We start from the raw sequence: 13,412 nt of genomic DNA on the forward strand, positions 1-13,412 counted from the left end.
CGACGGATGGCTCGTCCATACGGCGCTCAACAAGCGCGAACGCGCCACCGAGCTTCACGTGTTTGAGGCGCGCCGCCTTGAGGACGGGCCCGTGGCAAGCTGGCGATTGCCCTATGCTTGTCCGTTCGGATTCCACGGTTGTTGGCAGGCGGCCTGACGCCAGGTCCTGGACAGGCCGGCCCCTCGCCCGGCCGGCCTGTCCGTCTGTGTGTTGGTCAGCGTTCTTGCCTGGAGTTAATCCGCCGGAAAGCCCGGCGACATCAGTGCCATGGGAGCGTTCACGTCCTGGCTTGGGCGTTGGGAGACACAAATGCGGATTTATGGTCTGGCTGCGATTGGCGCAGTCATGCTTCTCGGTGTGCCTGCTCAGGCTTGCGCGCAGGCTCAGGATTCGACCCGGACAGAGGACGATTGGCGGGAACGCCTCGACCAAGAGGTCCTGGCCGCCGGGGAAATCTACCTGCAGCTCGAATATGAAGGCGTCGCTGACGGCTTCATGCGGTTTGGCTGGCAGGTCGATGGCGATGTCATCGATATTTATGACCGGACCATGTGGGCCTCGCGGGAAGTATACGAGACGATGGAGGCCAGGGTGCGACTTGAGGACCTTGCACCGGTCTCGTCAGACATCCGCTATCACCAGGCCGGCAATTACTATGTCTTTGACGTCGATTTCGAGTCCGGTGCCGCCAACGGACAGATGCACGTGGTAAGGCCCGGGCAACCAGAAGCTTCCCAACCTGTCGCGCAAGAGCTCGAACAGGGGGCAATTCTTCGCGCCAGCTATTTCGTGGTTGCGGCGGCTCTGCCACTCGAGGTCGGCGACAGCGTCACTTTCAATTGGTATGCCGTGATGGGGGGTGAGGGTGCGGCTGTCACGCTCACGGCGGTCGAAGAAGTCGGAATCGACACACCGGCGGGCCATTTCACGACGCTCCGCATCGAACAGCGCGGAGGCACACCACCCAATGATATCTTCATTGATCGCGAGAGTGGGCGGATCGTTCGTATTGATGTCGGCGGCCAGCCGATGCAGTTCGTTGCTCCGGCGCCAGGCTGACCGGTTCGGGACGCGTTTTCGGCGGTTTGATCGGCGCCCGGGGAATTGACCTGACTCGCCGAGTTTGCGACCTGTCGAGTGTTGTCCTCGGAGTTAGATCATGATCCCGTTCCGCGTCCCGTTCATTGCGGTTGTCGCTGCACTTGCCATCCTGGTCGCGGCCGCCCCCGTCCACGCGCAGCGCGATATCCTGTTGAATGTCTGCAACGAGACCGGATTCAGCGTCGCGGTGGCTGCGGCATATCGCACCAATCCGACCGAGGACCGGACCCTGCGCAGCTGGTTCCTCGTCGAACCGGGAGATTGCCTGGAAGGCGCGGTCAACAATGTTGTGGGGCCGTCCCTCGACATGCATGTGATGTCGGGCGAATGGCGTTGGCCGGCCCGCTCCGGAGACGCGGTCTACTGCGCGCCGGCAGACTCGACCTTTGCCCTCGCAACAACAGAACCCTGCAGTGCGGGGCGCGAGCCGAGGAACTTTGTCCGCCTGCCCATCGGCGCAAGCCGCTATCGCGGCCTGGGTCAGGTTGATTACCGGGTGCGGTGTGAAAGCCTGTCAGGTCAGGACGCCGCCCTTTGCGTTGGCGCGCCGCGCGACGAGCGCGGGCTGGCCCAGATCGTGCGCACGCTGGAAGTCTGCAACGCCGGATCCGGCGTGGCCGATACGCTTGCCTTCGTTTCGCGGGCCGATGGCCGTTTCGATATTGCGGGCCGCCAGACGATTGCGGGCGGTGAGTGCGTGGACCTTTATCGCGGTTTTCCGACCGGCAATCTGGTCATGGTCGGCGCGGTCGGTCGGGCCAATGACGACGGCTCGGTGGTGTTCTGCCTGCCCGAAACGCAAGAGGGTGTCGTGCAGCCTTCCAGCGTTGGCTGCAGCGCCGGCCGGGTCATCCAGGCGGAGATGCATGTGTTCCGGGCCAATGTCGCGCGTTTCACGGCCTATCTCCAATGAGAGCGCACGCGGCAGCAGGCGCCGATCGCGTTGGATGACGATCAGCTGATGTGACGCTGACGCCGCCTCACGTGATGGTGACGGTTCAGGCTGCCACGTGATTGGCGCTTCAGGATCGCCGGCGGCAGATTGAGCGGGCCCGGATACGCCACTGACGAATGAGCCGGGCGCCACCCAAGCTGGAGATCGCGCACGATGAATACCAAGTCCCGTACAACTGCTCTCGCCCTGTCCGCCCTCGCCCTGTCCCTGTCGGGCGCTGCGGCACAGGCAAGCACCACCCAGACCGAACCCAGCATGGAGCAGTGCTACGGCATCGCCCTTGCTGGCGAAAACGACTGCGCCGCAGGCCCGGGAACCTCCTGCGCCGGCACGGCGACGACCGACTATCAGGGCAATGCCTGGACCTATGTGCCCGAGGGGACCTGTGAATCGATCCAGACGCCTTATGGCCATGGCTCACTGACCCCGGTCGAGCGTCCCTAGGCGCTCTCCGGGCTTCTGCCAGAGGCTGTCAGCGATGCTGCTTTCCGACCTGTCCCCCTCCGCAGGCATTGGCCTGAAGCCCGAGCACTATCGCTCGGCGCTGGAAGCGCGCGCAGACGGCCTCTGGTTCGAGGTCCATCCGGAAAACTACATGGTGGAGGGTGGCCCGCGTCTGCGCTGGCTGGACGCCATCCGCGAGATCCATCCGCTCAGCCTGCACGGTGTCGCCATGTCTCTGGGCGGACCGGACCGTCCCGATCCGGCTCATCTGGACAGGTGGTCGCGCCTGATCTCGCGCTATCAACCCGTGCGGATATCCGAGCACCTGGCCTGGTCGGCGCTGGATGATATCTGGTTTGCCGACTTGCTGCCGGTCCGCATGACCCGGATGGCCCTCGATCGGTTTTGTCGCAATGTGGATATCATGCAGACCAGGCTGGGGCGTCAGGTCCTGATCGAGAACCCGGCCCGCTATGTCTGGCTGAACGATGAATGCGATGAAGCCGATTTCCTCGCCGAGACCGTGAAGCGAACCGGATGTGGTTTGCTGCTCGACGTCAACAATCTCCATATCAGCGCCCACAATCTGGGCATCGACGCCCGGGACTGGTTGCGGCGCATCCCGGTGGGTGCCGTCGGCGAGATCCATCTGGCTGGCCACGAGGTGGACAGCAGCATGGGCGAGGCCCTGTTGATCGACACTCACGGCGCTGAAATCGCGCCGCCGGTCTGGCGTCTGTTCGAGACTGTCATTGCCGCCACCGGCCCGCGGCCGACGCTGATTGAGCGCGATACCCACCTTCCGGACTTCAATGTCTTGATCGCGGAGCGTGATCTCGCCCAGGCACAGCTGACACGCCTGGGCAAGCGGGCGCCGCTCCATGTCTAGAGAATTCCATGAAATATTCGCGCGGCTCTTGTCTCGCGGCGACCGGGCCGGGGTGGTGCCCTATCTCGTCCGGCGGCGGGACGCTGCGCGCCTCGCGATCTACCAGAACAATGTTGCCAGCGCTTCCATTGAAGCGTTGCGGGCGGCTTTCCCGGTGGTCAACATGCTCACCGGAGACCGCTTCTTCTCGCCCATGGCCAAGGCCTACTGGCAATCCCGACCGCCGCGCGCGCGTTCGCTGACATTTTACGGCGATGGTTTTGCAGATCTGGTCGCGCGCTATGAGCCAGCACAAAGCTTGCCCTATCTCGCCGATATTGCCCGCCTCGATTGGGCCGCGCTGGAAGCGCATCATGCAGCCGAAGCGCCCGCTTGCTGCCCGAACACCGTAGCTGCAATGGCCCCGGAACGCGTTCCCGGCCTTGCTCCCGGCCTGCAGGCGTCAGTTCGGCTGCTCCGACTGGACTGGCCGGTTCTCGGGGTTTGGCAAAACCACCGCGCTCATGCCCCGCACGCGCCGACCCGAATCGCGCCGGGTCGGACAGATGTGATCGTTTATCGCCCGCAAAACGAGGTGCTCGCGCGTCGGCTGTCGCGATCTGAAGCCGGGTTCCTGCGCCGCCTCGGTGAGGGCCAGAGCCTGGGCGAGGCGAGTATCCAGACCGCTGCGTCCGATCCCGGTTTTGATCCGGCGTCCGCTTTCACGGCGGCGCTGACTGCGGGTTACCTGGCACAGATCGAGGGCCAAGAGCCATGATGAATATGTTGAGGGTCTGGCATGACGCGGCGGTCCGGTTCGCGACACGATGGATGGCTGGTGATGCTTTGCCGTTTCTTGCCCGGTTAACACTGGCGGGAATCTTCTGGCGGTCACTGCTGACCAAGGTCAGCACGGTCAACCTGTTGACCTATACCGAGTTCATCAACGACTTTCCCGTCGAACGGGCGCGCCTGCGCTTGCCGGATTTGCCGCTCGAGCTCAAACCGGCGCTGGTCGCCCAGTTTCGGGATGATTTTGCCCTGCCATTTATCCCGCCCGGCTGGGCGGCGTGGGCGGCGGTCCTGGCGGAATTCGCGCTTCCAATCTTGCTGGTAGCCGGTTTGGCGACGCGGTTGAGTGCGTTCGCATTGGTCCTCATGACGCTGGTGATCCAGGTATTTGTTTATCCGCAGGCCTGGTGGGCGACGCACGCACTTTGGACCGTGATCGGGCTCTACATCGTCATCACCGGCCCCGGTCGCGCGTCGCTCGATCATCTGGCAGGCCGGCTTTTCGCGCGATAGGTGCGTTGCGTTGCGCCGCTATCGGCGCTGTTGCATGCTCCCTCCACGCCCCGCCACGCCGGGGAGGATGCACCGGGGGGTGATCATGAACACAAGCGAGCCGTCGGCCCGGGCCGAGCGCTTTTTGCCGGACTGGATTGTCGGCGGCGTGATCCGTGTCTGCCTGCTGCCCGGCCTGTGGAACTGGGGACGGGCCAATGCCGACGTCTGGCCGGGCGTCATGCCGGACATGATCACCGCCGCGGCCGTCTGGAACATACCCCTGGTGTCGGCGGCGCAGACGGCCCAGATCGCGGTCTGGGGTGCGCATCTTGTCGCCTTTCTTCTGCTCGTCGGATTCCTGACCCGGCTGGTTGGCCTGGTCCTGCTCGCAGCCTGCGCGGTTCATGCCTTCTGGATCATGCCGGAAGCCTGGACATCGGTCATGGTGTTTGCTGCGTCCGGTTTCTACCTCTTCGCGCGGGGCGGTGGCGCCTTGTCGATCGACGGTGCGATCGTGGCGACGCTGCGCTAGGCGCCGGCGAAGCTTACACAATCTCAAGGTCTGTGCGGCAGGCTGACGGGTATCGGCAATGACCGGCCCGGATCGTCAAACCATGTCACCTGAACTGCGTCTCAAGCTGAAGACGGCGCTCGCCGGCCGCCGGTCGGTCGATATGGGTCAGTTCCAGTTTCTCAATCTTGATCGCGTTCGGTCCCGAGCCGGCGATGACTGGCCCCGACTGCGCGAGAAAGTCTACGAGACCTCAACACAATTCATCGAGCGGCGCATCGGGCCGGACGATGTCATGATCCGCGTACAGGGCGGGTTTCTCATCATTTTCCGCGCCAGTGATGTTGAGGCGTCTCATCTGATGGTCGAGGCCATCTCCGGCGAGCTCAACTCGTTTTTTCTCGGCGAGGCAGGTCTGGAAGAGGTCAGGTCCGAAGCGGAAGCGCGGGATGTGCCGACGAGCGAATTGCTCGAGATTGTCGCGCGGTCCCAGCCGCATGATCACAGCAATCCGGCCACGGGCAAGTCAGAGGCGAAGCCCGGCTTGCCGGCTGATCTGGAAACGCCCTGGACTCCGGCCCCGGCTACGGAGCGTGATGATGATGGCAAAACGCGTTGGGTTGAAGCGCCGAGGCCTGAGGCGCGCGACCGGCCTTCACTGGTGAGGGTTCCGGCAGATTCGTCCGCTGCGTCCCAGCAGAGTTGGGACGATATCGTTTTCAGGCCGGTCTGGGACAGCCGCAAATCCTTTATCAGTCACCATATTTGCGTCGCGCGGAAAATCGTCGACGGCTTCGCCTATTATGGTCGCGAAACCTTGTCCGGTGCGGCCGACCGCGAACAGCACCAGCAACTCGACCGGGCCGTCGCCTTGTCGGCGCAGCGGGGATTCCAGCGTGCGCGTTCCGCGGGCCATGGCAGCATGATCATCGTTCCGGTTCACTATGAGAGCCTCTCTACCGTCTCCCGGCGGATGGAGTATTTCAAGATATTGCAGCCGATCCCGGAGCCGGCCCGCCGCTTTTTCCTGTTGCGGATCGATGGTGTGCCGGATGGTGCACCCATCGCGCAGCTTCAGGAAGTTTGCCGCTCGATGAAGCATTTCGGTGCCTATGTCCTCGTCCATCACCGGTTCGGGCTGACACAGCTGGACCGGTTTGAAAGTTGTGGAATCGGCATTTTCAGCGCCGACACACCACCGCGGCTCAATGATGACGGCGCCGCCGACAAGGATTTGATGACTTGTGTCGCCTGGGTCTCCGCAGCGATACAGATGAGTGCCGAGACGTCCTTGCTGGAAATCGAGAATACGGCATTGCTGGAGGCCGCGATTTCCGCGGGTGTCCGCTATTTCTCCGGTCAGGAAATTGCGGCCGAAGTCGAGGTGCCGGGTCCGCCCAGACGTCTGTCGCTGTCGGCGATCTTGAACCCGCCTGTCGAACCGGGCGCACACAGCGATACATTCGAGATTGACTGACAATTAGCCGCTGCGAGTGCGTTGCACCGCAGCAGCCCAGTGCTATAAGGCAAGTCCATTCTGGCCGTTTTGTCGCTTTTATCCTCCCGCGAGGCCCCTTCATGAATATCCACGAACACCAGGCGAAAGCCGTCCTGAAATCCTTTGGCGCGCCGGTCGCCGAAGGTGTCGCCATTTTCTCCGCCGATGAAGCCGCTGCGGCGGCCGACAAGCTGCCCGGGCCGCTCTGGGTGGTGAAGTCGCAGATCCACGCTGGTGGCCGCGGCAAGGGAAAGTTCAAGGAACTTGGTCCCGACGCCAAGGGCGGTGTCCGCCTCGCCTTCTCAAAGGAAGACGTGGTCAAGAACGCCAAGGAAATGCTAGGCAATACGCTGGTCACGCACCAGACCGGCCCGGACGGCAAACAGGTCAACCGCCTTTATATCGAGGACGGGGCCGACATCGCCACCGAGCTTTATTGTTCGCTTCTGGTGAATCGTGAAACGGGCCAGGTTGCCTTCGTGGTTTCCACCGAAGGCGGCATGGACATCGAGGATGTTGCCCACGAAACGCCGGAGAAGATCCAGACGATCAACATCGATCCGTCGACCGGCGTGACCGATGCCTCCGCCGCAGCCGTTTGTGATGCGTTGAAGCTGGAAGGCCAGGCGCGCGAGGACATGATGGGCCTGGCGAAGATCCTCTATACCGCCTTCTGCGAGAAGGACATGTCGATGCTGGAGATCAATCCGCTCATCGTCATGGAAAACGGCCATGTCCGCGTGCTGGACGCCAAGGTCTCCTTCGATGGCAATGCGCTCTTCCGTCACCCGGACATCATGGAGCTGCGCGACACGACCGAGGAAGACGAGAAAGAGATCGAGGCTTCCAAGTATGACCTCGCCTATGTCGCGCTCGACGGCGATATCGGCTGCATGGTCAACGGCGCTGGTCTGGCCATGGCGACCATGGACATCATCAAACTCTATGGTGCCGAGCCGGCCAACTTCCTCGATGTCGGTGGTGGTGCCACGACCGAGAAAGTCACGGCCGCCTTCAAGATCATCACCGCGGATCCGAACGTCAAAGGCATCCTGGTCAACATTTTCGGTGGCATCATGCGTTGTGACGTCATCGCTGAGGGCGTGGTCACGGCCGTCAAGGATGTTGGCCTTCAGGTCCCGCTCGTGGTTCGCCTCGAAGGTACGAATGTCGAGAAGGGCAAGTCGATCATCAATGAAAGCGGTCTCAACGTGATCGCTGCCGATGATCTCGACGACGCCGCCCAGAAAATTGTCGCCGCCGTGAAGGAGGCCAACTGATGTCGATCATCGTAGACAAGAACACCAAAGTCATCGTCCAGGGCCTGACCGGCAAGACGGGGACCTTCCACACCGAGCAGGCGCTGCAGTATTACGGCACCCAGATGGTCGCCGGCGTGCACCCCAAGAAGGGCGGCGAAAGCTGGACCTCCGGGCTCGATAGCGCGGCCTCCCTGCCGATCTTCGCAACCGTCGGTGAAGCCAAGGAAGCGACCGGCGCCGATGCGTCCGTGATCTATGTCCCGCCGGCCGGTGCCGGTGCGGCGATCATCGAGGCCATCGATGCCGAGATCCCCTTCATCGTCTGCATTACCGAAGGCATTCCGGTGATGGACATGGTCAAGGTCAAGGATCGCCTCGACAAGTCGAACTCCATGCTGCTGGGTCCGAACTGCCCGGGCATCCTGACCCCGGAAGAGTGCAAGATCGGCATCATGCCGGGCTCGATCTTCAAGAAGGGATCTGTGGGCGTCGTCTCGCGTTCGGGCACGCTGACCTATGAAGCTGTCTTCCAGACCTCGCAGGTCGGCCTCGGCCAGACCACGGCCGTCGGCATTGGCGGTGACCCGGTCAAGGGAACCGAGTTCATCGACGTGCTCGAGAAATTCCTCGCCGATGACGAAACCCAGTCGATCATCATGATCGGTGAGATCGGTGGTTCGGCCGAGGAAGACGCCGCGCAATTCCTGGCCGACGAAGCCAGGAAGGGCCGTTCCAAGCCGACCGTCGGCTTCATCGCCGGTCGCACCGCGCCTCCGGGACGCACGATGGGCCATGCCGGTGCCATCGTCTCCGGCGGCAAGGGCGGCGCGGAAGACAAGATCGCGGCCATGGAAGCGGCCGGGATCAAGGTCTCGCCGTCTCCCGCACGTCTGGGCACCACGCTCGCCGAGCTGCTCAAGGGCTAATGTCGGCGCATTATCGGACGACAGGCCGCGCTCCGGATTTCCGGAGCGCGGTTTTCTTTGTGATGGCTGCTGCGTAATCGCCCCTCCCACACCGTCATATGTCACCATCTTGGCAGCAGACCGGCGCGAATCTCTTTCGTGCCGCGTGGATTAGGCATACAGGGTTGATTAACCCACTCGGTCTATTGCCTTCCGGACACACTCCTGACTCAGGCCTCCCCCTCAAATGTCTGACCAAAGCCGATCCCAAGAAAACCAGAACTTCCTGGACACCTCCTTCCTCCAGGGCGCCAACGCCGTCTATCTTGAGCAGATGGCTGCCGCCTATGCCGCCGATCCGAACTCGGTCTCGGCAAGCTGGAAAGCCTTTTTCGATGCCATGGGCGATGCGCCGTCGGAAAGCTCGCACGCGGCTCGCGGGCCTGCCTGGAAGCGCGCCGACTGGCCACGCAAGGTGAATGGCGAGATGGTTTCGGCACTCGGTGATATCGGGCCCGATGAAGCAGCCATGGTCGACAGGGTCGCCGGCCATGTCGAGGCAACGCAGCCGGGCGCCAGCGCCGCAGATGTCCGCAAAGCCACCCAGGCCTCGATCCGCGCGATCATGATGATCCGCGCCTACCGGATGCGGGGTCACCTGGCTGCCGATCTCGATCCGCTCGGCCTGACCGATTTCGGATACCAGGCTGAACTCGACCCTGCGACCTACGGCTTTGCCGGCGCGGCGCTGGACGAGGACGTTTTCATCGATGGCTATCTTGGCCTCGAAACCGCCACGCCACGCATGATGCTTGATATTCTCAAGCGGACCTATTGCGGCCCGGTCGGTGTCGAGTTCATGCATATCTCGAACCCGGAAGAGAAATCTTGGCTGCAAGAGCGCTTCGAGGGGCCGGACAAGGACATTTCCTTCACCCGTGAAGGCAAGATCGCGATCCTCTCGAAGCTGATCGAAACCGAGCGCTTCGAGCAGTTCCTGCACAAACGCTATCCCGGCACCAAGCGTTTCGGCGTTGATGGCGGTGAGAGCATGGTGCCGGCGCTGGAGCAGATCATTAAGCGCGGCGGCTCCATGGGCGTCGAGGACATCATTGTCGGCATGCCGCACCGTGGTCGCTTGAACGTACTCGCGGCCGTGATGGGCAAGCCCTATCACCAGATTTTCCACGAATTTCAGGGTGGCAATACCCAAGGCGAGGACGAGTTCGGGTCCGGCGATGTGAAATACCATCTCGGCGCCTCGTCAGACCGCGAGTTTGACGGCAACAAGGTGCACCTCTCGCTGACGGCCAATCCGTCCCACCTCGAGGCGGTGGACCCGGTCGTTCTGGGCAAGGCCCGCGCCAAGCAGGAAGAGAATTGCCGCAAGCAGGCGGGCACCCCGCGGTCCAGCGTATTGCCGCTCTTGCTTCATGGCGATGCAGCCTTCGCCGGCCAGGGCATGGTCGCCGAGTGTCTCGGCCTGTCGGGACTGCGCGGGCACAGGACCGGCGGGGCGATCCACTTCATCGTCAATAACCAGATCGGTTTCACCACCGACCCGAAGGATAGCCGGTCCAGCCCCTATCCCTCTGATGTGGCACTGATGGTCCAGGCGCCGATTTTCCACGTCAATGGCGACGACCCGGAAGCAGTCGTGCACGCCACCCGGATCGCGACTGAATATCGTCAGCTGTTCGGCAAGGACGTGGTCATCGACATGATCTGTTATCGCCGATACGGCCACAACGAAGGCGACGACCCGACCTTCACGCAGCCGATCATGTACCGCATCATCAAGGACATGCCGCCTGTCAAAAAGAAGTACCAGGACCGTTTGCTTGCCGACGGTGTGCTCAGTGCCGCCGACGCTGAAGCGATAGAGAACGAGTTCGATACCTTTCTGGAATCCGAGTACAATGCAGGCAAGACCTTCGAGCCGAAGAAAGCGGATTGGCTCGACGGACGCTGGTCCGGCCTCGGCCTGCCCGAAGGCGATGACCGCCGCGGCGAAACCTCTGCCACGATGGAGAGCCTCAAGGCGGTCGGACAGGCCATGACCGAGGTGCCCGACGGTATCAATATCCACCGCACCCTGCAACGGGTGCTCGGTGGCCGCCGCGATGCCATCGAGAGCGGTTCGGGCATTGACTGGGCGACCGCCGAGCATCTGGCATTCGGCACGCTGCTGACCGAGGGCTTCCCGGTTCGCCTGTCGGGTCAGGATTGTGGCCGCGGCACGTTCTCCCAGCGCCACTCGCATGTTATTGACCAGGAAACGGCGGAAAAATACACGCCGCTCAATAATCTGTCCGCCGATCAGAAAAAGTATGAAGTCATCGACTCCATGCTGTCGGAAGAAGCGGTTCTGGGCTTCGAGTATGGCTACTCGCTCTCGGCGCCCAACACGCTGGTGATGTGGGAAGCCCAGTTCGGTGATTTTACCAACGGCGCCCAGGTGATCATTGATCAGTTTATCTCATCCGGTGAACGCAAATGGTTGCGCATGTCCGGTCTGACCATGCTGCTGCCGCATGGCTATGAAGGTCAGGGTCCCGAGCACTCTTCCGCGCGGCCCGAGCGTTTTCTGCAAATGTGTGCGGAAGACAATATGCAGGTCGCGAACTGCTCGACGCCGGCGAACTATTTCCACATCCTGCGTCGCCAGATTCACCGCAATTTCCGTACCCCGCTTGTCATCATGACGCCCAAAAGCCTGCTGCGTCACAAGCGCTGCGTCTCGCAGCTCGCGGCGATGGGTCCGGGTTCATCCTTCCATCGGGTGTTGTGGGATGATGCCGATGAGGCGTCGCGCCCGGAAGGCGAAGTACGCCAGACCACGCTCAAGCTCAAATCCGACAGCGAGATTCGCCGCGTCGTCCTGTGTACCGGAAAGGTCTATTACGATCTTCTGGAAGAACGTGAGCGACGCGGCACCGATGATGTTTATCTCATGCGCGTCGAGCAGCTCTATCCCTTCCCTTACAAGGCGCTGATCGCTGAGCTTGCGCGCTTCCCGAACGCGGAAGTCGTCTGGTGCCAGGAAGAGCCGCGCAATATGGGCTACTGGACCTTCGTCGATCCGAACATCGAATATGTGCTCGGGAAGATCGAGGGCCAGGCGAGCCGACCGCGTTACGTCGGACGGGCCCCGACCGCATCGACGGCAACCGGAATCGCCTCCAAGCACAAGCAACAACAGGATGCCCTGGTCGATGAAGCCCTGTCCTAGGGTCGGCCGACTTCTTTGAAGGAAAGACGAGAGACATGACCGATATCACCGTGCCGCAGCTCGGCGAGAGCGTCACCGAAGCCACCGTGGGCAACTGGATGGTCAAGACCGGCGATGCCGTCTCCCGGGATGATGTCCTGGTTGAACTCGAAACCGACAAGGTCGCGGTCGAAGTCCGTGCGGAAGCAGACGGTGTGATGGGCGAGATTTTCGCGGCCGAGGGCGAGAATGTTGAAATCGGCGCCAAGCTGGCGGTGATCGAGGCGGCTGGCACATCGACCGAAGCCAAATCCGACGCCCCGGCCGAAGATTCAGCCCCGTCCGGGGACGCCGCGCCCGCGCGGGCAGAAAGCCAGCCCGCCGAAGCACCGGCGCTTGCATCGAAAGGCTCAGCCGTCGAGGCCACTGTGCCGCAAATGGGCGAAAGCGTGACCGAAGGCACCATCGGTTCCTGGCTGGTCCAGGCGGGCGATACGGTGGAAATCGACCAGGCACTGGTCGAAATCGAGACTGACAAGGTGGCGGTTGAAGTCCCGTCGCCTGTTGCAGGTGTCGTTTCTGACCTGCTCGTCGCAGAGGGCGACACCGTGGCGCCCGGTGATGCCGTTGCGCGTATTACGGAGGGTGCTTCAGCGCCGGCTGTTGCCGCATCGGCTCCGGCAGTGACCGAGAGCAGCAAGACGGCCATGCCGTCGGCCCAGCGGGTGATCGAAGAGAACAGGCTCGATGCCGACGCGATCGAGGGGACTGGCAGGGATGGCCGCATAACCAAAGGCGATGCACTCAAGGCAGCCGAGGCGCCGAAGCCTGCCGCTGCAGAAGCGCCATCGGCCGCAAAGGCGCCTTCTGCTCCGGCGACCCCTGCCAGGGCGCCGTCCGCGGCGCGCGAGGCTGGTCCGCGTGAAGAGCGCGTGCGCATGACGCGTCTCCGTCAGACCATCGCCAAGCGCCTCAAGGAGGCCCAGAATTCGGCGGCGATCCTCACGACCTATAACGAGGCGGATATGTCGGCCATCATGGCGGCGCGCAAAGCCCACCAGGAGGCCTTTGTCGCCAAGCATGGCGTCAAGCTGGGTTTTATGAGCTTTTTCGTGAAGGCCTGTTGCCACGCACTCGGGGAGGTGCCGGCTGTCAATGCCGAGATCGACGGCACCGACCTGATCTACAAGAATTTTTATGACATGGGCGTGGCTGTTGGCACGGACCGCGGACTGGTCGTTCCGGTGGTCCGGGATGCCGACCAGATGTCGCTGGCTGAAATCGAGAAGGAAATCATCCGTCTCGGGAAGCGGGCCCGCGACGGCAAGCTCTCGATTGACGAGATGCAGGGGGCGACCTTCACCATCTC

The 13,412-nt window shown here is 62.5% G+C and carries 13 protein-coding genes; all 13 read left to right on the forward strand.

The annotated features are described in order from the left end of the window. A partial coding sequence (locus tag QZZ02_RS15085; RefSeq protein WP_366511541.1) for a carotenoid oxygenase family protein occupies positions 1-157 on the forward strand: 157 nt, incomplete at its 5' end. A 153-nt stretch (positions 158-310) separates the two neighbouring features. Beyond that, a complete protein-coding gene (locus QZZ02_RS13295; RefSeq protein ID WP_291845108.1) occupies positions 311-1,060 on the forward strand; it encodes a hypothetical protein in 750 nt (249 codons plus the stop codon). Between the two features lie 100 nt (positions 1,061-1,160). Next, positions 1,161-2,015: a DUF1036 domain-containing protein gene (locus QZZ02_RS13300; protein ID WP_291845109.1), complete on the forward strand. Its 855-nt coding sequence runs from the start codon at positions 1,161-1,163 to the stop codon at positions 2,013-2,015. Positions 2,016-2,210: 195 nt separating this feature from the next. Further along, positions 2,211-2,501: a DUF2282 domain-containing protein gene (locus QZZ02_RS13305; RefSeq protein ID WP_291845112.1), complete on the forward strand. Its 291-nt coding sequence runs from the start codon at positions 2,211-2,213 to the stop codon at positions 2,499-2,501. A 34-nt stretch (positions 2,502-2,535) separates the two neighbouring features. Further along, positions 2,536-3,390, forward strand: coding sequence for a DUF692 domain-containing protein (locus QZZ02_RS13310; protein ID WP_291845113.1), 855 nt, complete (start codon positions 2,536-2,538; stop codon positions 3,388-3,390). Further along, positions 3,383-4,147: a DNA-binding domain-containing protein gene (locus QZZ02_RS13315; protein ID WP_291845114.1), complete on the forward strand. Its 765-nt coding sequence runs from the start codon at positions 3,383-3,385 to the stop codon at positions 4,145-4,147. The genes QZZ02_RS13310 and QZZ02_RS13315 overlap by 8 nt, the downstream gene beginning before the upstream one ends. After that, on the forward strand, positions 4,144-4,674 hold the full coding sequence (locus QZZ02_RS13320) for a DoxX family protein (protein WP_291845115.1): 531 nt from the start codon (positions 4,144-4,146) through the stop codon (positions 4,672-4,674). Before QZZ02_RS13315 ends, QZZ02_RS13320 begins: the two co-directional genes overlap by 4 nt. Positions 4,675-4,759: 85 nt before the next feature. After that, positions 4,760-5,188, forward strand: a complete 429-nt coding sequence (locus tag QZZ02_RS13325) for a TQO small subunit DoxD (RefSeq protein ID WP_291845116.1) — start codon at positions 4,760-4,762, stop codon at positions 5,186-5,188. A gap of 82 nt (positions 5,189-5,270) precedes the next feature. Next, positions 5,271-6,644 (forward strand): hypothetical protein, encoded by a 1,374-nt coding sequence (locus QZZ02_RS13330; protein ID WP_291845117.1) that lies wholly within the window; start codon positions 5,271-5,273, stop codon positions 6,642-6,644. A gap of 101 nt (positions 6,645-6,745) precedes the next feature. Continuing rightward, positions 6,746-7,945 (forward strand): ADP-forming succinate--CoA ligase subunit beta, encoded by a 1,200-nt coding sequence (gene sucC, locus QZZ02_RS13335; RefSeq protein ID WP_291845118.1) that lies wholly within the window; start codon positions 6,746-6,748, stop codon positions 7,943-7,945. Continuing rightward, positions 7,945-8,853, forward strand: a complete 909-nt coding sequence (sucD, locus tag QZZ02_RS13340; protein WP_291845119.1) for a succinate--CoA ligase subunit alpha — start codon at positions 7,945-7,947, stop codon at positions 8,851-8,853. The genes sucC and sucD overlap by 1 nt, the downstream gene beginning before the upstream one ends. Before the next feature lie 226 nt (positions 8,854-9,079). Then, positions 9,080-12,064: a 2-oxoglutarate dehydrogenase E1 component gene (locus QZZ02_RS13345; RefSeq protein ID WP_291845121.1), complete on the forward strand. Its 2,985-nt coding sequence runs from the start codon at positions 9,080-9,082 to the stop codon at positions 12,062-12,064. Positions 12,065-12,099: 35 nt separating this feature from the next. Further along, a partial coding sequence (locus tag QZZ02_RS13350; protein WP_291845122.1) for a 2-oxo acid dehydrogenase subunit E2 occupies positions 12,100-13,412 on the forward strand: 1,313 nt, incomplete at its 3' end.

The organism is Maricaulis sp., from assembly GCF_015665295.1.
Classification (GTDB): domain Bacteria; phylum Pseudomonadota; class Alphaproteobacteria; order Caulobacterales; family Maricaulaceae; genus Maricaulis.

Coding starts and splice junctions, on each gene's coding strand:
- QZZ02_RS13295 (WP_291845108.1), top strand. CDS start 311: ATGCGGATTTATGGTCTGGCTGCGATTGGCGCAGTCATGCTTCTCGGT.
- QZZ02_RS13300 (WP_291845109.1), top strand. CDS start 1,161: ATGATCCCGTTCCGCGTCCCGTTCATTGCGGTTGTCGCTGCACTTGCC.
- QZZ02_RS13305 (WP_291845112.1), top strand. CDS start 2,211: ATGAATACCAAGTCCCGTACAACTGCTCTCGCCCTGTCCGCCCTCGCC.
- QZZ02_RS13310 (WP_291845113.1), top strand. CDS start 2,536: ATGCTGCTTTCCGACCTGTCCCCCTCCGCAGGCATTGGCCTGAAGCCC.
- QZZ02_RS13315 (WP_291845114.1), top strand. CDS start 3,383: ATGTCTAGAGAATTCCATGAAATATTCGCGCGGCTCTTGTCTCGCGGC.
- QZZ02_RS13320 (WP_291845115.1), top strand. CDS start 4,144: ATGATGAATATGTTGAGGGTCTGGCATGACGCGGCGGTCCGGTTCGCG.
- QZZ02_RS13325 (WP_291845116.1), top strand. CDS start 4,760: ATGAACACAAGCGAGCCGTCGGCCCGGGCCGAGCGCTTTTTGCCGGAC.
- QZZ02_RS13330 (WP_291845117.1), top strand. CDS start 5,271: ATGTCACCTGAACTGCGTCTCAAGCTGAAGACGGCGCTCGCCGGCCGC.
- sucC (WP_291845118.1), top strand. CDS start 6,746: ATGAATATCCACGAACACCAGGCGAAAGCCGTCCTGAAATCCTTTGGC.
- sucD (WP_291845119.1), top strand. CDS start 7,945: ATGTCGATCATCGTAGACAAGAACACCAAAGTCATCGTCCAGGGCCTG.
- QZZ02_RS13345 (WP_291845121.1), top strand. CDS start 9,080: ATGTCTGACCAAAGCCGATCCCAAGAAAACCAGAACTTCCTGGACACC.